Origin of the sequence: Streptomyces sp. HNM0645 (assembly GCF_030056615.1) — a bacterium.
GTDB classification, from domain to species: Bacteria; Actinomycetota; Actinomycetes; order Streptomycetales; family Streptomycetaceae; genus Streptomyces; species Streptomyces marianii.
The window spans coordinates 57,850-77,370 of record NZ_JASHLT010000026.1 but is presented as its reverse complement, the minus strand read 5'-3'; the positions used below and the strand labels follow the sequence as shown (position 1 = coordinate 77,370).

The 19,521-nt window shown below is 69.9% G+C and carries 18 protein-coding genes and 1 tRNA gene; 8 read left to right on the top strand and 11 right to left on the bottom strand.

Annotation, left to right across the window (positions count from 1 at the left end; all coding sequences use genetic code 11):
- Positions 1-450: 450 nt before the first annotated feature.
- Positions 451-1,989, bottom strand: a complete 1,539-nt coding sequence (locus QMZ92_RS19850; protein WP_283298708.1) for a potassium/proton antiporter — start codon at positions 1,987-1,989, stop codon at positions 451-453.
- Between the two features lie 195 nt (positions 1,990-2,184).
- Here QMZ92_RS19850 and QMZ92_RS19845 point away from each other — a divergent pair, with 195 nt between their 5' ends.
- Entirely contained in the window at positions 2,185-4,974 is a 2,790-nt protein-coding gene (locus QMZ92_RS19845) for a penicillin acylase family protein (protein WP_283298707.1), read from the top strand.
- Here the strand turns inward: QMZ92_RS19845 and QMZ92_RS19840 are convergent.
- The gene (locus QMZ92_RS19840) at positions 4,964-5,557 is read right to left on the bottom strand and encodes a 5-formyltetrahydrofolate cyclo-ligase (protein ID WP_283298735.1); all 594 of its coding nucleotides are present in this window, start codon (positions 5,555-5,557) and stop codon (positions 4,964-4,966) included. The genes QMZ92_RS19845 and QMZ92_RS19840 overlap by 11 nt on opposite strands.
- A 106-nt stretch (positions 5,558-5,663) precedes the next feature.
- Here QMZ92_RS19840 and galU point away from each other — a divergent pair, with 106 nt between their 5' ends.
- The 7 genes from galU (at position 5,664) to QMZ92_RS19805 (ending at position 11,101) form a co-directional block, all read left to right on the top strand.
- On the top strand, positions 5,664-6,566 hold the full coding sequence (galU, locus tag QMZ92_RS19835; RefSeq protein WP_138054735.1) for a UTP--glucose-1-phosphate uridylyltransferase GalU: 903 nt from the start codon (positions 5,664-5,666) through the stop codon (positions 6,564-6,566).
- Positions 6,567-6,662: 96 nt separating this feature from the next.
- Positions 6,663-7,952: a molybdotransferase-like divisome protein Glp gene (gene glp, locus QMZ92_RS19830; RefSeq protein ID WP_283298734.1), complete on the top strand. Its 1,290-nt coding sequence runs from the start codon at positions 6,663-6,665 to the stop codon at positions 7,950-7,952.
- A 55-nt stretch (positions 7,953-8,007) separates the two neighbouring features.
- Positions 8,008-8,499: a cyclic pyranopterin monophosphate synthase MoaC gene (gene moaC, locus QMZ92_RS19825; RefSeq protein WP_283298706.1), complete on the top strand. Its 492-nt coding sequence runs from the start codon at positions 8,008-8,010 to the stop codon at positions 8,497-8,499.
- Entirely contained in the window at positions 8,496-9,098 is a 603-nt protein-coding gene (locus tag QMZ92_RS19820; protein ID WP_283298705.1) for a MogA/MoaB family molybdenum cofactor biosynthesis protein, read from the top strand. The genes moaC and QMZ92_RS19820 overlap by 4 nt, the downstream gene beginning before the upstream one ends.
- 17 nt (positions 9,099-9,115) lie before the next feature.
- Positions 9,116-9,721, top strand: coding sequence for a GNAT family N-acetyltransferase (locus QMZ92_RS19815; RefSeq protein ID WP_138054739.1), 606 nt, complete (start codon positions 9,116-9,118; stop codon positions 9,719-9,721).
- A gap of 142 nt (positions 9,722-9,863) precedes the next feature.
- Positions 9,864-10,919 carry a divisome protein SepX/GlpR gene (sepX, locus tag QMZ92_RS19810; protein WP_283298704.1) on the top strand — a complete coding sequence of 352 codons (1,056 nt, stop codon included), beginning with the start codon at positions 9,864-9,866 and terminating at the stop codon, positions 10,917-10,919.
- A gap of 108 nt (positions 10,920-11,027) precedes the next feature.
- Positions 11,028-11,101 (top strand) — tRNA-Ala (locus QMZ92_RS19805).
- 234 nt (positions 11,102-11,335) lie between these two features.
- On the opposite strand, the gene QMZ92_RS19800 is transcribed toward QMZ92_RS19805, so the two are convergent.
- The 9 genes from QMZ92_RS19800 to QMZ92_RS19760 form a co-directional block, all read right to left on the bottom strand.
- The gene (locus QMZ92_RS19800; RefSeq protein WP_283298703.1) at positions 11,336-13,156 is read right to left on the bottom strand and encodes a hypothetical protein; all 1,821 of its coding nucleotides are present in this window, start codon (positions 13,154-13,156) and stop codon (positions 11,336-11,338) included.
- Positions 13,153-13,563 (bottom strand): hypothetical protein, encoded by a 411-nt coding sequence (locus QMZ92_RS19795; RefSeq protein WP_283298702.1) that lies wholly within the window; start codon positions 13,561-13,563, stop codon positions 13,153-13,155. The genes QMZ92_RS19800 and QMZ92_RS19795 overlap by 4 nt, the downstream gene beginning before the upstream one ends.
- Positions 13,564-13,607: 44 nt before the next feature.
- Complete coding sequence (locus tag QMZ92_RS19790) at positions 13,608-14,111, bottom strand: DUF5958 family protein (RefSeq protein ID WP_283298701.1); 504 nt, start codon at positions 14,109-14,111, stop codon at positions 13,608-13,610.
- Positions 14,108-14,764, bottom strand: coding sequence for a Fic family protein (locus QMZ92_RS19785; protein WP_283298700.1), 657 nt, complete (start codon positions 14,762-14,764; stop codon positions 14,108-14,110). The genes QMZ92_RS19790 and QMZ92_RS19785 overlap by 4 nt, the downstream gene beginning before the upstream one ends.
- Complete coding sequence (locus QMZ92_RS19780) at positions 14,761-15,432, bottom strand: hypothetical protein (protein WP_283298699.1); 672 nt, start codon at positions 15,430-15,432, stop codon at positions 14,761-14,763. The genes QMZ92_RS19785 and QMZ92_RS19780 overlap by 4 nt, the downstream gene beginning before the upstream one ends.
- Before the next feature lie 121 nt (positions 15,433-15,553).
- Positions 15,554-16,471 carry a hypothetical protein gene (locus QMZ92_RS19775; RefSeq protein ID WP_283298698.1) on the bottom strand — a complete coding sequence of 306 codons (918 nt, stop codon included), beginning with the start codon at positions 16,469-16,471 and terminating at the stop codon, positions 15,554-15,556.
- Entirely contained in the window at positions 16,468-17,982 is a 1,515-nt protein-coding gene (locus tag QMZ92_RS19770) for a S1 RNA-binding domain-containing protein (protein WP_283298697.1), read from the bottom strand. Before QMZ92_RS19770 ends, QMZ92_RS19775 begins: the two co-directional genes overlap by 4 nt.
- 75 nt (positions 17,983-18,057) lie before the next feature.
- On the bottom strand, positions 18,058-18,417 hold the full coding sequence (locus QMZ92_RS19765) for a hypothetical protein (protein ID WP_283298696.1): 360 nt from the start codon (positions 18,415-18,417) through the stop codon (positions 18,058-18,060).
- A gap of 72 nt (positions 18,418-18,489) precedes the next feature.
- Positions 18,490-19,365 (bottom strand): hypothetical protein, encoded by an 876-nt coding sequence (locus QMZ92_RS19760; protein WP_283298695.1) that lies wholly within the window; start codon positions 19,363-19,365, stop codon positions 18,490-18,492.
- Between the last annotated feature and the right edge of the window lie 156 nt (positions 19,366-19,521).

Below are 19,521 nucleotides of genomic sequence, written 5' to 3'. Positions count from 1 at the left end.
CTCTCCCGGGGTGCCGGGGATCGCCGAGAGCTGTCCTCTTGCGCGGAACTGCGGTAGATGCCGGGCCCCACTGCGGGGAGTCGTTCGGCCGCCATACGGTCGCGCCAGCTCTGCGTCAGGCAGAGTTGGTCGATCAGTGTGCCTTCATGCTACAGGGGTCGGAGGTGTACCGCCTCGGAATGGGCCGACGTGATGGGAGCCTCACCTGGGATTGGTCGGCGGGACACCTCCACGTCGGCGCCGCGAACCCGGTCCGGCGCCGGCACGAGCGGGCGACCCCCGCGCCCGCTGCCCGAGCCCGCCCAGGGGACACGCACCGTGCCACCGCCTCCGTCCGCTGCCCGCGTCGACCCGAAACTCGTCCGCCGCCCCGCGCCCTCGGGACACGCGCCCGTCCGCCGCCCGGCCCTCTCGGGACGGAACACCTCTCGGGACGGAACACCCGGCCGGCTAGCCGCCCGTCCCCAGCCAGCCGGCCAGCTTTCCGCCCTGGCCCACGGCCCGCAGGCGCGCCTCCGCCGCGTCCCGCACCGGATCGGTGGCCACCACCAGCAGTTCGTCACCGCGCCGCAGTACCGTCGTCGGGCTCGGCACGAAGCTCTCGCTCTCGCGGACGACGAGCGTGACGGCGGCGCCGGCGGGCAGCCGCAGTTCGCCGACCTCGACGCCGTGCATCCGGGACTTCTCCGGGATCGCGACCGACAGCAGATGGCCGCGGAGCCGCTCCAGCGGCGCCGACTCGATGCCCAGGTCCGCGGCCTCCGCGCCGTTCCCGAGCCTCAGTGCCTTCGCCACCCAGGGCAGCGTCGGGCCCTGGATCAGCGTGTAGACGACGACCAGCACGAACACGATGTTGAAGATCCGCTCGCTGCCCTCGATCCCGGACACCAGCGGGATGGTCGCCAGGATGATGGGGACGGCACCGCGCAGACCGGCCCACGACATCAGTGCTCTCTCCCGCCACGGGATGCGGAACGGCAGCAGGCTGACGACGACCGACAGCGGCCGTGCCGCCATCGTCAGCACCAGTCCGATGACCACCGCGGGCCAGAAGTCGCGTACGAGCTCGTGCGGGGTGACGAGTAGTCCCAGGAGGACGAACATGCCGATCTGGGCGATCCAGCCGAGCCCGTCGGCGAATCCCCGGGTGGCCGGCCAGTGGGGGAGCTTGGAGTTCCCGAGCACCATCGCCGCGAGGTAGACGGCCAGGAAACCGCTGCCGTGGACGAGGGCGCCGACGGCGTACGCCGTCACCGCGATGGCCATGACGGCGATCGGGTACAGGCCGGAGGCGGGCAGGGCGACGCGCCGCAGCCCGTACGCGCCGAGCCAGCCGACCGCGAGGCCGATGGCGGCGCCGATCGCCAGTTCCAGCAGGATCGTTCCGACGAGGATGTACCACTCGTCGACCGGTTCCGTGGTGGAGAGTGCGATGACCAGGATGACGACGGGGGCGTCGTTGAAGCCGGACTCGGCCTCCAGCACACCGGTGATGCGGGAGGGGAGGGGCACCCTGCGCAGCACGGAGAAGACCGCGGCGGCGTCCGTCGAGGAGACGACCGCTCCGATGATGACGGCCTGCTGCCATTCCAGTCCGACCAGGTAGTGCGCTCCGGCCGCGGTGACTCCCACGCTCACGGCGATGCCGACCGTGGACAGCATGGCCGCCGCGGGCAGGGCCGGTTTGACCTCCTTCCACTGGGTGCCCAGGCCACCCTCGGCCAGGATCACCACGAGTGCGGCATAGCCGATCACCTGCGTAAGTCCGGCATTGTCGAACTCGACGTTGAAGATGCCGTCCTGTCCTATCGCGACCCCGATGCCCAGATACAGCAGCAGGCTGGGGAGCCCGCTCCGGGAGGAGATGCGCACCGCCGCGACGGCGATGAGCAGAACGAGCGAGCAGATGAGCAGGAGTGCATTGAGCTGGTGGACAGTCAGCGGCCGATCCTTCCCCTCGCGCTTGTCGCCGGATCGTTCCCCCGGCAAGCGACACTTCGTTACCTTACCTAATCTTTAACGAGTTCTTGACGCTCCCATGACGGCTTCCTTCCGATAATCGTCAATGAGTTCGAATGACTGGTGGTTGGCATCGCGTTACTGATACCGCGTCCGGGCCCGTCGATCGCTGCGCCTATGGTTGCTCCAGCACTCCCAGGACCGCACTGCCCTCGAAGGACAGCGATGCCCTCCAACACAACCGCCTCCTCCGCCGAGAAGCCAGTCAGGAGGAGGGGCCGCCGTGGCCGTCTCATCGTGCTCGCCCTGGCCCTGGCGCTGGTCGCGGGTGTCGGCGGCGGTGCGTACTGGGGCGTCAGCACCGTGCGTGCCTCCTTCCCGCAGACCACCGGGACGATCAAGCTCAAGGGCCTGACCGCCCCGGTCGACGTCAAGCGGGACGCGAGCGGCATCCCGCAGCTCTACGCGAGCACCGACGAGGACCTGTTCCGCGCGCAGGGCTACGTGCACGCGCAGGACCGCTTCTGGGAGATGGACGTCCGCCGCCACGTCACCGCGGGCCGGTTGTCCGAGATGTTCGGCGCGGGGCAGGTCGAGACCGACGCCTTCCTGCGCACCCTCGGCTGGCACCGGGTGGCGCAGCAGGAGTTCGACGAGAAGCTCTCGCCCGCGACCAAGAAGTACCTCCAGGCGTACGCCGACGGCGTCAACGCCTATCTGGCGGGCCGTGACAACAGCGACCTCTCCCTCGAGTACGTCGCCCTGGGGCTCACCAACGACTACAAGCCGGAGAAGTGGACACCGGTCGACTCGGTGGCCTGGCTGAAGGCGATGGCCTGGGACCTGCGCGGCAACATGCAGGACGAGATCGACCGCTCGCTGATGACCAGCAGGCTGAGCGAGCAGCAGATCGAGCAGCTGTACCCGGAGTACCCGTACGACCTGCACCAGCCCGTCGTCACGGCGGGTGCCGTGGACGACGACGCCGAGAAGTGGGACCCGGAGGGCGAGCCCTCCTCGGGTTCGTCGGGTTCGTCGGGTTCCTCCGGCTCGTCGTCGCTGGACGGAGGTACCGCCGGCAGCGGCCTGGGTGCCGGTTCCGGCACGGGGCAGGGCGCGCAGACGCAGCTCTCCGGCCTCTCCGACGTGCTCGACCGGGTCCCGGCGCTGCTCGGGCCCAACGGCAACGGCATCGGATCCAACTCCTGGGTCGTCTCGGGCAAGTACACGACGACCGACAAGCCGCTGCTCGCCAACGACCCGCACCTCGCGCCGCAGCTGCCGTCCCTGTGGGCGCAGATGGGCCTGCACTGCCGCGCCGTCTCGGAGAAATGCTCCTTCGACGTCGCCGGGTACACCTTCTCCGGCATGCCGGGGGTGGTCATCGGCCACAACCAGGACATCGCCTGGGGCTTCACCAACCTCGGTGCGGACGTCACCGACCTCTACCTGGAGAAGGTCTCGCAGGCGGGCTGGACGTCCGGCAGCCGGGTGAAGCCGTTCAAGGTCCGTGAGGAGACCATCAAGGTCGCCGGCGGCGGCAGCAAGAAGATCACCGTCCGGGAGACCGACCACGGCCCGCTGATCTCCGACCGCAGCGCCGAGCTGGAGCGCGTGGGCGAGCGGGCGCCGGTCAGGACCCCCGCACCCGACCGCGGCAACGGCTTCGGGGTGGCACTGCGCTGGACCGCGCTGGACCCGGGCAACTCCATGGACGCCGTGTTCAAGCTCAACCGGGCGAAGGACTTCCAGGGCTTCCGCGCCGCGGCGAAGGACTTCGACGTCCCCTCGCAGAACCTGATCTACGCGGACGTCAAGGGCAACATCGGCTACCAGGCGCCGGGGCGCATCCCGGTCCGCGCCGAGGGCTTCGACGGCTCGATGCCGACCCCGGGCTGGAACCCGACCTCGGGCTGGGAGGGTTACATCCCCTTCGACGAGCTTCCGTACGAGTACAACCCGAAGCGCGGCTACATCGTCACCGCCAACCAGGCCGTCGTGGACGCCGAGAAGTACCCGTACCTGATCACCAAGGACTACGGCTACGGCTCCCGCAGCCAGCGGATCAACGACCTGATCGAGTTGAAGATCAAGGACGGTGGGAAGATCTCGACCGACGACATGCGCACCATGCAGATGGACAACCAGAGCGAGATCGCCAAGCTGCTGACGCCCCATCTGCTGAAGATCGACGTCTCCGACCCGTATGTGCGCGAGGCGCAGAAGCTGCTGGAGGGCTGGGACTACAGCCAGGAGCCGGACTCCGGGGCCGCGGCCTACTTCAACGCCGTCTGGCGCCATGTGCTCAAGCTGGCCTTCGGCAACAAGCTCCCCAAGGAGCTGCGGATGCGGGGCGAGTGCCTCAACGTCCGTCCGGCCGACAGCACCGGACCGGTCGACGACCTGAACGCCCTGGTGCGCGAGTGCGGCCAGCGCGACTCCGACTCGGCCCAGCCGGACGGCGGCGACCGCTGGTACGAGGTGGTCCGCGGGCTGATCGACGACGAGGACAGCGAGTGGTGGCAGGCGCCGAAGACCCGCAAGGACGTCGCGACGACCACCCGTGACGAACTGCTCGCCCGGGCCATGAAGGACGCCCGCTGGGAGCTGACGGCCGAGCTCGGCAAGGACGTCGGCAGCTGGAGCTGGGGCAGGCTGCACCAGCTCACGCTGAAGAACCAGACGCTCGGCACCGAGGGCCCCGGCGTGCTGCAGCGGATGCTCAACCGCGGCCCGTGGAACCTGGGCGGCGGCGAGGCCGCGGTCAACGCGACCGGCTGGAACGCGGCCGGCGGCTACGACGTGATCTGGGTCCCGTCGATGCGGATGGTCGTCAACGTGGGCGAGTGGGACAAGTCCCGCTGGATCAATCTGACGGGCGCCTCGGGCCACGCCTACAGCGCGCACTACACCGACCAGACCGACAAGTGGGCCAAGGGCGAACTGCTCGCCTGGGCTTACAGCGACAAGGCGGTCGAAGCGGCGACGGAGGACACGCTGGCGCTCAGGCCGTAGGCCGGGCCGCGAAGCGGCGGACGCCCTCCGGGGTCACCACGGCATGGACGGGGTGGTCGTGCGGTTCCTCCGGGACCCGCGCGACCACCTCGTTCGCGTACAGGAGCACGACGAGCGCGGGCCGGGCCGCGGCCGCCTCCAGCCTGGCGAGGACCCGGTCGTAGGAGCCTCCGCCGCGGCCGAGCCGCATGCCGCGCTCGTCCACCGCGAGCCCCGGCAGCAGGACGGTGTCCGCCTCCAGTACGGCCTTGTGGCCGAGCAGTGGCCCGTCCGGCTCCATCAGTCCGCGGCGGGCCGGCACCAGCCGACCGGGCCCTTCGTACACCGCCCACTCGAGATCGCTGTCGTCCAGCAGCACCGGCAGGAGCACCCGTACGCCCCGCGCGCGCAGCGCGTCGAACAGCGCGCGGGTACCGGGTTCACGCCCTACGGAGACATAGGCGGCCACGGTACGGGCCGTGGCCAGCTCGGGGAGCTCCAGCGCGTGCCGGGCGAGAACCAGCGAGGCCTCACGGGCGTCTTCAGGGGACAGCAGGCGTCGTGCGTCGAGCAGTTCACGTCGAACCGTGCCCTTTCCGGACATCTCGGGGTCCACGGCAACCTCGCAATCCACTGTCAATATGCCTGTATGAGGAGAAAGTTAACCGGAGACTAATCTTCCGCCCATAGGTACCGGATATGGTGCCCACATGAGCGAGTCGCACCCCCGGATCAGCAAGGCTGTCATCCCCGCCGCAGGCCTCGGCACCCGGTTCCTGCCGGCCACCAAGGCCACTCCCAAGGAGATGCTGCCCGTCGTCGACAAGCCGGCGATCCAGTACGTGGTCGAGGAGGCCGCCGCCGCCGGCCTCTCGGATGTTCTCATGGTCACCGGGCGCAACAAGCGGCCCCTCGAGGACCACTTCGACCGCAACTACGAGTTGGAGGAGGCGCTGAGCCGCAAGGGCGACGCGGAGCGCCTCGAGAAGGTCCAGGAGTCCAGCGACCTCGCCACCATGCACTACGTACGCCAGGGTGACCCCAAGGGTCTCGGCCACGCCGTCCTGTGCGCCGCCCCGCACGTCGGCGACCAGCCCTTCGCGGTACTCCTCGGCGACGACCTGATCGACCCGCGCGACCCGCTGCTGTCCCGGATGGTCGACGTCCAGGAGCGCGAGGGCGGCAGCGTGATCGCCCTGATGGAGGTCGAGCCCTCCCAGATCCACCTGTACGGCTGCGCGGCCGTGGAGACCACCGGCGAGGACGGCGTCGTCCGGGTCACCGGACTGGTCGAGAAGCCCGACCCGGCCGAGGCGCCCAGCAACTACGCGATCATCGGCCGCTACGTCCTGGACCCGGCCGTCTTCGAGATACTCCGCAAGACCGAGCCGGGCCGCGGTGGCGAGATCCAGCTCACCGACGCCCTGCAGATGCTCGCCGCCGACGAGAAGATCGGCGGGCCAGTACACGGCGTCGTCTTCAAGGGCCGCCGTTACGACACCGGCGACCGAGGCGACTATCTGCGTGCCATTGTCAGACTCGCGTGCGAACGTGAAGACCTGGGCCCGGACTTCCGAGCCTGGCTTCGCCGTTACGTCACCGAGGAGATGTAGCACGTGAGCAGCACGGCAACACCCGGCACGGGCTCCGGCCCCGCCACCCCGGCCGGCGCCGGCCCGGCCGGTGACGCCCCCGGCGGCCGACCGGCGCTGTGGTCGGTGGACGGCCATCTGGAGGACATCCTCGGCGCGCTCCACCCGCTGGACCCGATCGACCTCCCGCTGTCGGACGCCCAGGGCTGCGTGCTCGTCGAGGACGTCACCGTCCCCGTGGCCCTGCCCCCGTTCGACAACAGCTCGATGGACGGGTACGCGGTCCGCGTCGCCGACGTCGCGGGTGCGAGCGAGGACTTCCCCGCCGTGCTGACCGTCATCGGGGACGTGGCCGCGGGCGGTGACGAGACGCGCACCGTCGGCCCCGGGCAGGCCGCCCGGATCATGACCGGCGCCCCGCTCCCGCCCGGCGCCGAGGCCGTCGTCCCCGTCGAGTGGACCGACGGCGGCACGGGCGGCGGGGCCGCCACGTCCATGCGGCCGGCCGGCACCGCCCCCGAGGGCGCGACCGGCGAGGTGCGGGTCCACCGGCCGGTGGAGCCCCGAGCCCATGTGCGCGAGCGCGGCAGTGACGTCCGGGCGGGGGACCTCGCCCTGACCGAGGGCACGGTCCTCGGGCCTCCGCAGATCGGTCTGCTGGCCGCGATCGGCCGCGGCACGGTCCGGGTGCGCCCGCGCCCGCGTGTCGTCGTCCTGTCCACGGGCAGCGAACTCGTCCAGCCCGGTGAGGAGTTGGGCGAGGGCAGGATCTACGACTCGAACAGCTTCGCGCTCACCGCCGCCGCCCGTGACGCCGGGGCGATCGCCTACCGTGTGGGCGCGGTCACCGACGACGCCGACGAACTGCGCGCCACCATCGAGGACCAGCTCATCCGCGCCGATCTGATCGTCACCACGGGCGGGGTCAGCGTCGGCGCGTACGACGTGGTCAAGGAGGCGCTCTCCTCCGTGGGCGACGAGGACGAGCCCGGCGGCGGGGTCGACTTCCGCAAGCTGGCCATGCAGCCGGGCAAGCCCCAGGGCTTCGGCTCCATCGGCCCCGATCACACGCCGCTGCTCGCCCTGCCGGGCAATCCCGTCTCCTCCTATGTGTCGTTCGAGCTGTTCGTCCGTCCCGCGATCCGCACCCTGATGGGGCTGCAGGACGTGCGGCGGCCCCAGGTGCGCGCGACGCTCCGCACGGACAAGACGCTGACGTCGCCCGAGGGGAAGCGGCAGTTCCTGCGGGGTGCCTACGATGCGGAGAAGGGCATCGTCACCCCCGTCGGGGGCAGCGGCTCGCATCTGATCGCGGCCCTCGCCCAGGCGAACGCGCTCATCGTCGTCCCCGAGGACACGACCTCCGTCGAGCCGGGCACGGAGACGGAGGTGGTCCTGCTCGGATGAGCGCGCGGCCGTGGCGGTAGCGTGTCTCACCACACAGTGACCGGGAGCCACAGCCATGAGCGCGCAGCAAGGACTCACACACATCGACGAGGCCGGCGCGGCCCGTATGGTCGACGTCTCGGAGAAGGACGTCACCGCGCGCACCGCGCGCGCGAGCGGCCGGGTCCTCGTCTCACCGCGTGTCGTGGAGTTGCTGCGTGGCGAGGGGGTGCCGAAGGGCGACGCCCTCGCCACCGCCCGGATCGCGGGAATCATGGGCGCGAAGCGCACACCGGACCTGATCCCGTTGTGCCATCCGCTTGCGGTGTCGGGGGTGAAGCTGGATCTGTCCGTGGCCGACGACGCCGTCGAGATCCTCGCCACCGTGAGGACGACCGACCGCACGGGCGTCGAGATGGAGGCCCTGACCGCGGTGTCCGTGGCCGCGTTGACCGTCGTCGACATGGTCAAGGCGGTCGACAAGGCCGCGGTGATCACCGACGTCCGGGTCGAGGAGAAGACCGGCGGGAAGTCCGGCGACTGGGTCCGTGAGGAGGCCCGGCGATGACCCCCCGCGCCGGGGAGGTCCACAGCCACGCCCACGCCGGACAGACCGGACCCGGGGGAGCCGGACCCGGGCGCCCGCCGCGCCGCGCGCTCGTCGTGACCGCCTCCAACCGGGCCGCCGCGGGGGTCTACGAGGACAGGGGCGGCCCGCTCCTCGCCGAAGGACTCGCCGGGATGGGCTTCCAGGTCGACGGTCCCCGGGTCGTCCCGGACGGAGACCCGGTCGAAGCGGCCCTGCGCGACGGCGTGGCCTCGGCGTACGACGTCATCCTCACCACCGGTGGCACCGGGATCTCACCCACCGACCGCACCCCCGACGTCACCGCCCGGGTCCTCGACTACGAGATCCCCGGCATCCCCGAGGCGATCCGCGCGCACGGTCTCGCGAAGGTGCCCACCGCGGCGCTGTCCCGGGGCCTCGCCGGGGTCGCGGACCGCACCCTGATCGTCAATCTCCCCGGGTCCGCGGGCGGTGTGCGCGACGGGCTCGCCGTTCTGTCGCGAGTGCTGCCGCACGCCGTGGACCAGTTGCACGGCGGCGACCACCCGCGGCCCGCCGAACCCGCCGGCCCCTCGGGTTCTCCAGGGAGTCCCCGCTGAACACTCACTCGTGGCCCGTGGTCCTGGCGGACGGTGATGTCACCCTCCGCCCGATAAAGCTGCGTGACCAGCGGGCGTGGCGGGAGGTGAACCGGCGCAACCGGGACTGGCTGCGCCCCTGGGAGGCGACGATCCCGCCGCCGGCCCCCGGCGGCCCCGTCGCACAGCGCCCCACGTACCGCCAGATGGTGCGCCATCTGCGCGCCGAGGCCCACGCCGGGCGGATGCTGCCGTTCGTGGTCGAGTTCCGCGGCGTGCTGGTCGGCCAGCTCACCGTCGCCGGCATCACCTGGGGCTCGATGTGCTCGGGTCATGTCGGCTACTGGGTCGACCGCGAGGTCGCGGGACGCGGGGTGATGCCCACGGCCGTGGCGCTGGCCGTCGACCACTGCTTCGGAAGCGTCGGGCTGCACCGCGTCGAGGTCTGCATTCGCCCCGAGAACGGGCCGAGCCGCAGGGTCGTGGAGAAACTCGGATTCCGCGAGGAGGGGCTCCGCCCGCGTTATCTCCACATCGACGGCGCCTGGCGGGACCATCTGGTGTTCGCGCTCACGGCGGAGGAGGTGCCCGGGGGGCTGCTGCGCCGCTGGCACCAGGCACGACCCGCGCGACATGAGAAATGAAATAATTGTTCGAATTCCATCCCCACTCGATCGCTCGGTGATCTGAAGAGTCACAAAAAAAGTCAGTGGTATCAGCCAGATCGTGCGACACACCGGGCCAATTGGCCGATGCCCTGGTGCGAATCCCTCTACGGTGTGATGCGTGAGCAGCAGCGGCCTCATCTACGCAGTCATCGTCGGGGCCTGGGCCGCCTACCTGGTGCCGATGTGGCTCCGCAGGCAGGACGAGCTCAACGAAGCCCGTCCGACGGAACGCTTCAGCACCGCCATCCGGCTGCTGTCCGGACGGGCGGGAATGGAGCGCCGGTACGCCAAGGAGCTGCGTGAACGCACCACCGAGGACGACCCCGCCACCGACGCCGACCCGGAATCCGAGACGGACCGAATGAGTTCCGTCGACGTCCGGGCCTTCGCCGCGCCCCCGGCCAGGACCGAGGCGCGGCTGGACGTGCCGGCCGCCCCGGCCAGGGCACGCAAGGAGCGGGCACCCAGGCCGAGCGGCACGCCCGCCTCGGAACGCGCACGGCGCACCAAGGTCCTGGCCCGGCGCCGGCGCACCACCGTTCTCCTCTTCCTGGCCTTCTCCCTCGGCGCGATCGTCGCGGCCGTCGGGGGGCTGGGCCTCCTGTGGGCGCCGGCGGTTCCGGCGGTCCTCCTCAGCACCTACATCGCGTACCTGCGCGCCCAGGAGCGGCGCCGCTTCGTGTACGTGATGGACCGGCGCCGTGCCGAAGCCGCGGCACGGCGGCTGCGCGAGACCCACGTGCGGCGGCGGCCGGCCGCCGCGAAGGAACTGGACGAGGCGGCCCCGGCGCGGCCCGAGCCCGAGCCGGCGCCCGCGGTCTCGCCGCAGGAGGCCGGCCGCCGGGCCCTGGTCGAGCAGACCGACCACGCGGAGTGGGTGGACCAGCAGCGCGACCCGGGCCCCGGGCGCGGCGACAGCTGGGACCCGGTCCCGGTGCCGCTCCCCACGTACGTCACCGCACCGGTCGCCCCGCGCGCCACGAGCGGCATCGATGTCACGGACCCGGAGACCTGGAGTTCGGCCCGCTCCTCCACGGCCGATCCGGCCACGCCCGCCGCCCCGCAACCCCCGCGGCAGCGCACCACCCCGCCGCGCCGCACCCGCGAGCACGGCCGCACCCCGCTCTTCGACCAGTACGAGGACGAGGACCGGCCCCGCGCCGCCAACGAGTGAGACGGGGCCGGGCGGGCGTCCGGACCTTCGGAACCCTGCCCGGCCCGACCAGCGAGGAACGGATTTCCAAGCACCCCGATCGGGGTGCTAAGGTTTCACTCGTTGCAAGGGCCTGTGGCGCAGACTGGTAGCGCACCTCGTTCGCATCGAGGGGGTCAGGGGTTCAAATCCCCTCAGGTCCACAACCGGCTGTTCCTGAGTCAGCTCAGGAATGGTGACGAGATCCCGTCCGATCGAAAGATCGGACGGGATCTTCGTCGTTTCGGGGGTCGTTCGATGCCTGTTCGGGGTGGTGGATGGCGGCGTATCGGGTCTGGCGGGTTGCTCGGCAGGTGCCTGGCCGCCGCCGGGGCATGCGAACCGGCCCCGGTCGCCCGGGGCTGGTGATGGTGCTGTGCGGCTGTGATGCTGCCCGATCAGAGGCTGGCCGGCGGATGCCGTCCCATGTCGAGTGGTGTGGGGGCGGAAGACGAGTCGCGACCTGGGGCAGCCGGAATGGAATCGAAGTCGGCGTCGGAAAGGCGGCTGCCGGTGCGCTCGTAGAGCCAGGTTTCCAGGATGTCCAGGTTTCCGATGGCCAACATGATCGCGATCAAGATCGTCTGGGCCACCTGGCCGGGTGCTCGGCGGTGCATCGGGTTGCCGATGTCCATGTAGGCGCCCTTGAGGCGGCCGTTGAGGCCCTCGTTGTGGGAACGGATCGGCCTGTAGATCCGATCCCAGGCGAGGCTGAGGTAGTGGCTGTCCTGCCGGAACTTGGCGATCTTCAGGTCTCCGGCCGCGTCGACGGGGACGCTGATCGCGGAGGCCCCGCAGACGGCGGGCAGCGCCTCCTTGCCGGGAGGGTCCGTCCACTCTCTGTCAGGGAGCTGGACGGTCGGGCGAGCCGAGGCGTGGCTGGCGCGGGAGCGGAGATCCGCCAGTTTGATCACGGTCTGAGGCGGGCCCGAGGCGGTCGGTCGAGCAGGGCGGAGGCGTTCTCGGCGTGGACAGTTCACCGAAGGGGACGGCCCGGCCGCCGGGCATTGCAGGCGCACGGTTCCGCGGGCGTCGGCGTTCTGCTTGAGCTTGAGGAAGTAGGGCAGTCGCTCGGCGACCAGAGGTTTCAGATCGTCGAGCCGTCGGCGGAAGGTCTTGTCGTCCATGCCGTGAGTGGCCTGAGCCAGGGCGTTGGGGATGTGTGGGCAGGCGAGGGAGCCGTCGATCAGTACGGCTCCTTGCCAGCTGCCCTGGATGCCACGGTCGGCCGCCTTGTAGTCCAGGGCCAGGCGGTAGCCGAGTCGGCGTACCGGAACCTGAAAGTTCTCCGGCGAGCAGCCGGTGTAGGCCCGATCTGCGGCACAGATACCTGTCGGCAGTCGAAGCTCGGCGAGGTGATTCAACACGGTGACCGCGTTCTCGCCCGTACGGACGGTCGGAGTGTCCAGGCTGAGGCCGAGGCAGAGTTGCGGGTAGGAGGGCGCGCGGCGGCCCTTCGTGGCTCCTTCGCCCGTGCGGGAGTGGGCGGCGACGAGCAGGCTCGCGCTGTAGCCGAAGATGCCCTTGTCGGAGCCGCCGCTGAAGTGCCAGCCGGCGGTGATCTCGACGGAGGCCGTGCCCGAGTAGTCGCTATCAGGGTTGGCCAGAACCGGGATGGAGGTGGCGTCCACGCCCACGTCACCGGCCCAGTTCCGCAGGTATCCCCGTTGCTGTGCCAGCCGGACCGGGACCAGTACGAGATCGTTCGCCAGCCGTTGGAGCCGGTTCGCGGCCGCGCGGCCGACAGCCTCGTCCCAGGCAGCGGAGTGGATGTCCGCCTCCGCTTGGTCCAGGCGCCGGCGCCGGTCGCAGCGTGCCGGGTCGAGCGCGGTGGTGATCCGGTCCAGCCCTCTGTAGAGGCGACGACTGGCAGCTATGCACGCACGTGCCGTGGACGGCGGAACCTCGGGGATGCCGAGCCACGCGCGGGCTGCGGGCTGGAGACGGAAGTGCAGGATCCGCCAGGCGTCGGAGACCGTGGCTCGGCCCGTGTAGTACACGGCGAGCATCAGGCCGGCCAGTACGGTCCTCGGCCGCACGCCTGGTGGCCCAGGACGGCCTCGCAGCATGTCTTCCAGCTGCTGGGGCAGGCCGGAGCGGTCGAGGACGGTCAGCAGCTGGCCGACCTTCGAGTCTGGGATCTCGGTGAGCCGTCCAGGCCGCAGTCGTGGTCGCGCATGGCGGGCGGCCAGCTGATCGGCTTCAGGTCGCGCCCTCACGAGCGGCAGCCACGCAGCAATCGGATCACCTCCGCCCTGGGTAGTGGGGGCACCCAGTGGTGGTAGCCCGCCAAACCGGCAGGGGAGGCCATGCCCGCGGCGGAAGCGACCGCCTCCGGACTGATGCCCTCGGAAAGCCGGCCGACGATCCACGTCGACCGCAACCGCCGAGCGGAGAGCGGCGGCAGACCCGCGTGGGGCCGATGGCGGGCAGGCCAGGACGAGACGAGGTTCTTGGCTGCCGCGACCTTCCGTCCCGGCCGGAAGAGGAATCCGGGTCCGGAGGTCTCTGCCAGCTCGGCCAGCGTGCCTTCCCAGTCGGAGTGGCACGCCACGAGTCGGCCGAGCAGCTTCTCCTCCAGCACCGCGACCCCGCCGGAGGTCACGCGAACATGGCTGCCTCGCATGGGCGGGACCTCGCCCGGCATCAGGCCACACCCGGCTCCGAGCGTCATGAGGGCGAGGCCGTCGAGTCGAGCCTGGGCCGGCAGATGATTCGCCCAATCCCGCAGGCGAGCCAACTCCCCGGCACCATAAGGCGGCTGAGGCGTGCGAGGCGAGGGGCTACGGACAGTCTGTGCCACCAGTGACTGCAGCTGCCGGAGCAGAAGCGCTCGCGGCGCCGTCCGTCGGCGATCGCGAGCACCGCGATCAGCAGCCGGAACGCCTTGCGGCGTTCGTCGAGAGGCGCGAGACCGGCGATCTTTCCCAATTGTTCGTCTATCCGGCCTCGTGAGATCAGCACTGCGGGTGTATGCGTCGGGCGCAGCCCGGCACGGCGGATGCTCTCTGGTGCGTCCTCGGTGACTGCGCGCGCCTGGACGCAGTGATGGCGCAGGAACAGCAGCACCTCGGACTGCTCTTCCTGGCCGAGGCCGTCGAACCATTCGATGCCCTCTGACATCGGGCGCAGCCCTTGCGCGAGCTTGTTGAGCAGGACATCGCGTTCGTTCACGACTGCCTCCCGTGGGACAGACGCCGCTCCGCAGCGGTGATCAGGATTCCGAGCAGCACCGCCAGATCGGCCGCGCCTTCTGTGTCGTCGGCCCAGCGGGCGGTCTGCAGTGGGTGAACCTGGTCGAGGAGGACGCCTTCGCGGGCCAGGACGAAGGCCAACGCCAGCATGGCCGCGCGGGCGTTGCCGTCCTCGAACGGATGGAAGAAGAGGATGTCGAGGTAGGTCCGGGCAGCACGTGACGGGAGGGACAGATCAGGTTGAGAGCGATCGGACAGACAGCGCCCGAACAGCGCCTGCGTATCGGGTGCAAGACCGTAGCGCTCCCGTCCGCCCTTCGCGAAGGCCGGCATCGTGCGGAAGCCGACCAGGTCGTGGCCCAGCACAGCCCGCTGCCACTTCGCCATGAGGGCGAAGGTCAGCGGCCTACCCTGCTCAGCGTCGGCGAAGGCCAAGTCGAGAGCGGTCAGGACCCGTGCGGTTCCCTCGCTGTCACGTCCGCCTCGCGTTGCCATGAAGAAATTCCGGAAGCCGTCGCGGGCCGGCGCCTCCGAGACGAGGCGTGCGCCGCGCCAGGGCGGCCAGGAGATCTCCGGCCGGATGAGCAGCCAGTCGGCAAGGCTGTCCTTCGGTTGGCCGGGACCGGAAGTCATCTGATGCCGCCCACGCCTCTGGCGAACCGCGAGCTCACTGCGTCGACCACCGGAACGTCAGGTGCGATCCAACTGCCGAACTGGCCGCCGACCGCGTTCTCGACGATCTCCTCGGCCTGGCCCTCGTCGATGCCGTTGTAGGCGAGAAACCATCGGAGGACTTGCATGCAATGCCCGTACCAGCCGCTATCGGCCTGGGTGCGGTCAGCTACCACGGTGACCAGGCGCGTGCACGCCCGCTCCCAGTACCAGAGGTCCGCCGAAGACGCCGCGGTGTTCTCCGGCGGGGCCAGGGCCGCGAACCGCTCCGCCAGGTCCTCCAGCCAACCACGCCATTCCCGAAGGGCGTCAACAACCAGCGGGGCAGTCGCATCTGGAGTCGTCACGGAGTCGGATGAACAGCACCAGACCCCGACGACACCTCCGTCGACGTCACCCTCGCCGACCGACCAGTTCCATCCGCAGGCCCATCGGCCGTACCGGCCCGCCAGGAACTCGGTGACCGGCTCCAATGAACGCCAGCGATCCTCGCGAGCGACTTCAGCGCTGGGCAGCAAGGGCACGACAAGGCCCGCCAACTCCTCCGCCGCATCGGCGTCCATCTCGAACGAATGTCGAGCCGGATCCACATCTGCCCACGTCAGGGCATGCGCCCACAGTTCACTCACCGTCCCACTCTGCCGTGCGCAGCCACCCTGACTCCACTCCATATCGGCCCTGCGTTCCCGAGGCTGTCGCCATGGTCTAGCTGCGCTGACGATCGATCCCATTGGCCGTCGTTGTCGGCGGTCATGTAGTCGTTGGAGCGTTGTCGTTCGCTTCGGGGACGTAGCCGCAAAGGTGCGGTGCGCATTCGGCGTTGTGGTCCCGGCCCCAAAGGGAGGTGTCTCGCTCGATCGAGCGGACGCAGTGGACGAGTCGCAACTGGGCTTTGCGGGGCAGAGTCGAGGGCAACGCTGTGAAGGTCTCCGGGAGTACGGCGACCATGCCGCTGACCTGCTCTCCGTTGTGCATCTGCAGCAGCGTGGTGCACTGCCACCAGTCGATCTTGCCGCCGCGACCGTCTGGGGTGCCGGGCCAGTAGTAGTGGGCCGGGTCCGGGAGCGGATAGTGGACTCCGTCGGGGGCCAGGTGGGCCCGGAGCCATGCCGCCCCTCCACCCAGGCCGAGCCGGAGCCGTCGGGCCTCGTCGTGCAGGGCGCAGATCGCTTCGGTGTCGAGGACCTTGAGAACGTTCGCCACCGGAGGCAGTGGCTGGCGCCCGGCTGGGGCCTTGACAGGCCAGCGCCTGAGCAGAAGGCTGGCCCATTGCTGCGGCGTCCTCGGGGACGGGTCCTTGCGGGACGCAGGCAGTGGCGGGGGTGGCGTCCAGGTTCGTCCTGCCTGTTCGATGTGACGCAGCATCCATGCCCGCGCCTCCGGGCCGGCGGTGTTCCAGACCCAGCTCATCGGTCGTTCGGCCATCGCCTGATCGAAGCTCCCAGGGGACTTGCCCCGACGGGACGGCTTCCTGGGGGTTGGCCGTGCGACGCCCGGAAGATTGTGGCTCAAGTTGGCCAGGAATCTGATGCGGTCCAGAGCCTCGTCAGGAGAGTTGTCCTGCGCCACGTGCTGTGCGCTTCCGGCCAGATGGCGGATCTCGGTGAACGCCCTGGCCGCCAGAAGCGCGGCTATGTCCCGGTCGAGCTCGGCCTCCTGGCTCCTCATGCCGATCCGTCCTTACCGCCGCCCTGAGGGCGGGTTGTGCGGGCCTGGGCGTGCGACAAGGCAATGCGGCGGCGCGCGGTGTCGACCTCAATGATTTTCACGGTGAGGGCGTCACCGACCTCGATGTCTTTCTTGGACGATTTATTCAGCTCGCTGGTGTGCACCAGCCCCTGGAAGCCGTCCTCTCGGTCTTCGATGCGGACGAAGACGCCGAACGGGACGATCTTGGTGACCGGTCCGGTGACCACCTGTCCGATCCGCTGCGCTACCTGCGGCCACGGGTCCTCCTGTACCGCTCGCAGCGACAGCGGTACCCGTTCCCGGACCATGTCGACGTCGAGGACTTCGGCTGTGATCTCCTGGCCGACGCTGACGACATCGGACGGGTGGTCGAAGGGACGCCAGGACAGCTCCGGAATGTTGATCATCGCGGTGAAGCCGCCGATGTCCACGAAGGTGACGCCGAAGTCGGCGATGGTCGTCACCGTGCCGGTGACGACCTGGCCGCGCCGCAGGGTCTTCAGGAACGCCCAGTCCCGGTCGCTGGGCGTTGGCTCGGTCTGCCAGCGAGCGCGCAGGACACCGTCACTGTCCGGCAGTACAGCTGTGAACAGGGGGAGACCTTCACCGGCATCCATGGATACAACACCGGCAGCATGCGCGCTGGCGAGCTGGGAGGCCACCGCCTCGAACTGGGTCTCGTCCACGACCGTGCTCGTGATCTGTCCGTCCTTGTCTTCCCAGACGACCTCCACCATGCCTTCGTCGGGCAGAGCAGCCACGGCCGTGTCGACGTCGGTGAGCAGGTCCGGCCAGACCGCCAACTGGGAGCGTGGGGTCAACTCGGAGCGCACGGTCTCGATGGTGTCGCGGGTCAGGCGGTGCCATCGGGAGGCGTTGGTGGCGAAGACCTCCTCCAGGAACACGGCACGGTGGGCGCTGACAGTCCAGCGCAGGCGGGCCCAGAAGTCGGCGTCGGCCGGGCGCTGTACGTGCTGTGGGTCATCGGGGGCGAAGTCGTACGGCGATGCGTGCACGCGTTCTGGGAAAAGTCCGAGCGAGCGGGTGCGGGCCAGCGCCGCTTCGCAAGGGCGGCTGCTGCCGACGTAGAGGTACTGGTCCCAGCCGACGTGCACGGTGAATGCCCCCTCCGCCTCCAGACGGCACCAGGCGCCGTTGTCGCGGAGCATGGCCCTGACGAGTTCCAGGCCGACGGCCATCGATACCAGGGCACCGTCGTGGAACCCGGTGAGGCCGGCTGGGAAGACGTCGGTCAGGCCGTAACCGTCGACCGGTGGCTCCAAGCCGAAGTGGCAGAATCCGCCGATCTTCGGCTCGCGGACGGCCAACTGGTCGACACCGGATTCTTCGGCAAAGGCGGCGATGGCCTGTAGGTATGCGGTTTCGACCCGTCCGTGGTCACTGGTCGCAGGCTCGACGCCGACGTAGTGGCCGTGCTGATCGCGGTCGGCAGGGTCGTACTTGGTGACCTGATAGACGTATGGCTGCACGTCACTGCCCCCGGAGGTTGAAGGCGCTGCTGCTGGGGCCTGGTGGCGTTCAAGGACGTGGTACACCGTGCCGGGTCAGCCGTCGATGCGGTGAAGGATTTGCGTGAACTCGTCGGACTCGATCAGGCCGGTGAGTACCTGGGCCATGTTGCTGATGCCGGGATCGCGGACGATCAGACCGTCCGAGCACCAGAAGTAGCGGCCTCCCAAGGCTTCCCCGCTTTCGGCCCATCTCGCCATGATGGCCTCGACTTGTCCGAGGGTGATGATGGTCGCGCTCCAGCGGGATCCGTCCTTCAGGTCCACGAAGACGTCGATGTTGTCCACAGATTCCAGATCCTCGCCGGAGTTCGGCAGGAAAGCGGCTTCGAAGTGCTCAGTGCGAACCCGGTACCAGGGCCCGTCCCAGCGGCCCGGTTGTGTGCTGTGGCTCATCGGGCGAGTGTGCCGGGCTGAACCGTCCGGCTCAACTGAGTTCTCCGGGCACCCTTCACGTCGGGGTGTGGTTCACAGGTCAGGTTCGTACGGTGGGATGGTCCAGCGCAGTACCGTTTCGCCTGCGCGGGCTTCGAGGGTGGCGGGGTAGACCTGTCCGTGGCCCCGCTCTCCGTGGTGGCGTATGGAGTGGTCCCCGGGATCCCAGCCGAGACCGAGAATTGGACATCCGTCGAGGTCGATGGCACCCGCCAGCAGTGGGTGGCTCCAGCCGGCTCGGTTGAATCGGTGGAAGTCGGTGTGGGCGTCGACGGAGACCATCAGCCCGTTGCCGGGGCCTTCTTGGGTCCAGGCGCGGAGCCGTTCGGCGATTGCTTCGGCCTCGGCCAGGGGGAGGTCGAGCCACCCGCGCGGCCCGTGTCCGCTGGGGTGCTGCGGGATGCGGTCACCGCCGAACTGCGCATGGACGGTGTCTTCGTACTTGCCCCAGTAGGTGACGTCCGCGAGACCGTCGGTGGACTGTCCGTCCAGGCCGGTGAAGTCGTCCAGTGCCTGAGCGTCGCCGAGGACCATGCCACATCGGTCGACTGGCAGGTCGCCGAGCTGCAGGGCTTCGCCGTCCTCGGGGCCGGCCCAGGGCAGGGCGAGGTCGACCTCCAGGACGGTGATCGTCGGTTCCCCGTCGAAGGGTGAGGCCGATGTCTGGGCCCGAACCTGCAGGGGCCGGTCTGGGGCGGCTGCTACAGCGATCGCCTCGCACATCCAAACAGATGGCTCACTGTTCTCGGGTCCGTGCAAGTGCCCGCCGCCGGTGGCTACTACGATCCGGGCCCGCTCGGACAGCGCCCGGCCCACCTGCGGCCAGAAGTCGATCCCGCCCGCCATCCCCAGCACGAGCATCCCGGAGGGCGCGGTGACGGTGCCAAGGTCGACATCAGTCTCAGTCATCTGCAGATTGAACAGGCACGAAACCGAAAGGATCAAGATGCCGTCGCGTCCGCGGTCCGCGCGGAGTGGCCCTGCGGGGCGCGCTGCTGAGGCAGGAGCGAGCCGAGGTGCAGGTGGCGGTCCGGTCCCTGAGGCGGGACGCGAGCGGCCCCGGCA

What these genes read in the sequence shown, in the direction of transcription:
- QMZ92_RS19795 (WP_283298702.1), bottom strand. Translation starts at nt 13,563, where the DNA reads ATGCGAGGCAGCCATGTTCGCGTGACCTCCGGCGGGGTCGCGGTGCTG.
- QMZ92_RS19820 (WP_283298705.1), top strand. Translation starts at nt 8,496, where the DNA reads ATGACCCCCCGCGCCGGGGAGGTCCACAGCCACGCCCACGCCGGACAG.
- galU (WP_138054735.1), top strand. Translation starts at nt 5,664, where the DNA reads ATGAGCGAGTCGCACCCCCGGATCAGCAAGGCTGTCATCCCCGCCGCA.
- QMZ92_RS19785 (WP_283298700.1), bottom strand. Translation starts at nt 14,764, where the DNA reads ATGACTTCCGGTCCCGGCCAACCGAAGGACAGCCTTGCCGACTGGCTG.
- QMZ92_RS19760 (WP_283298695.1), bottom strand. Translation starts at nt 19,365, where the DNA reads ATGACTGAGACTGATGTCGACCTTGGCACCGTCACCGCGCCCTCCGGG.
- QMZ92_RS19845 (WP_283298707.1), top strand. Translation starts at nt 2,185, where the DNA reads ATGCCCTCCAACACAACCGCCTCCTCCGCCGAGAAGCCAGTCAGGAGG.
- moaC (WP_283298706.1), top strand. Translation starts at nt 8,008, where the DNA reads ATGAGCGCGCAGCAAGGACTCACACACATCGACGAGGCCGGCGCGGCC.
- QMZ92_RS19840 (WP_283298735.1), bottom strand. Translation starts at nt 5,557, where the DNA reads ATGTCCGGAAAGGGCACGGTTCGACGTGAACTGCTCGACGCACGACGC.
- QMZ92_RS19775 (WP_283298698.1), bottom strand. Translation starts at nt 16,471, where the DNA reads ATGAGGAGCCAGGAGGCCGAGCTCGACCGGGACATAGCCGCGCTTCTG.
- QMZ92_RS19765 (WP_283298696.1), bottom strand. Translation starts at nt 18,417, where the DNA reads ATGAGCCACAGCACACAACCGGGCCGCTGGGACGGGCCCTGGTACCGG.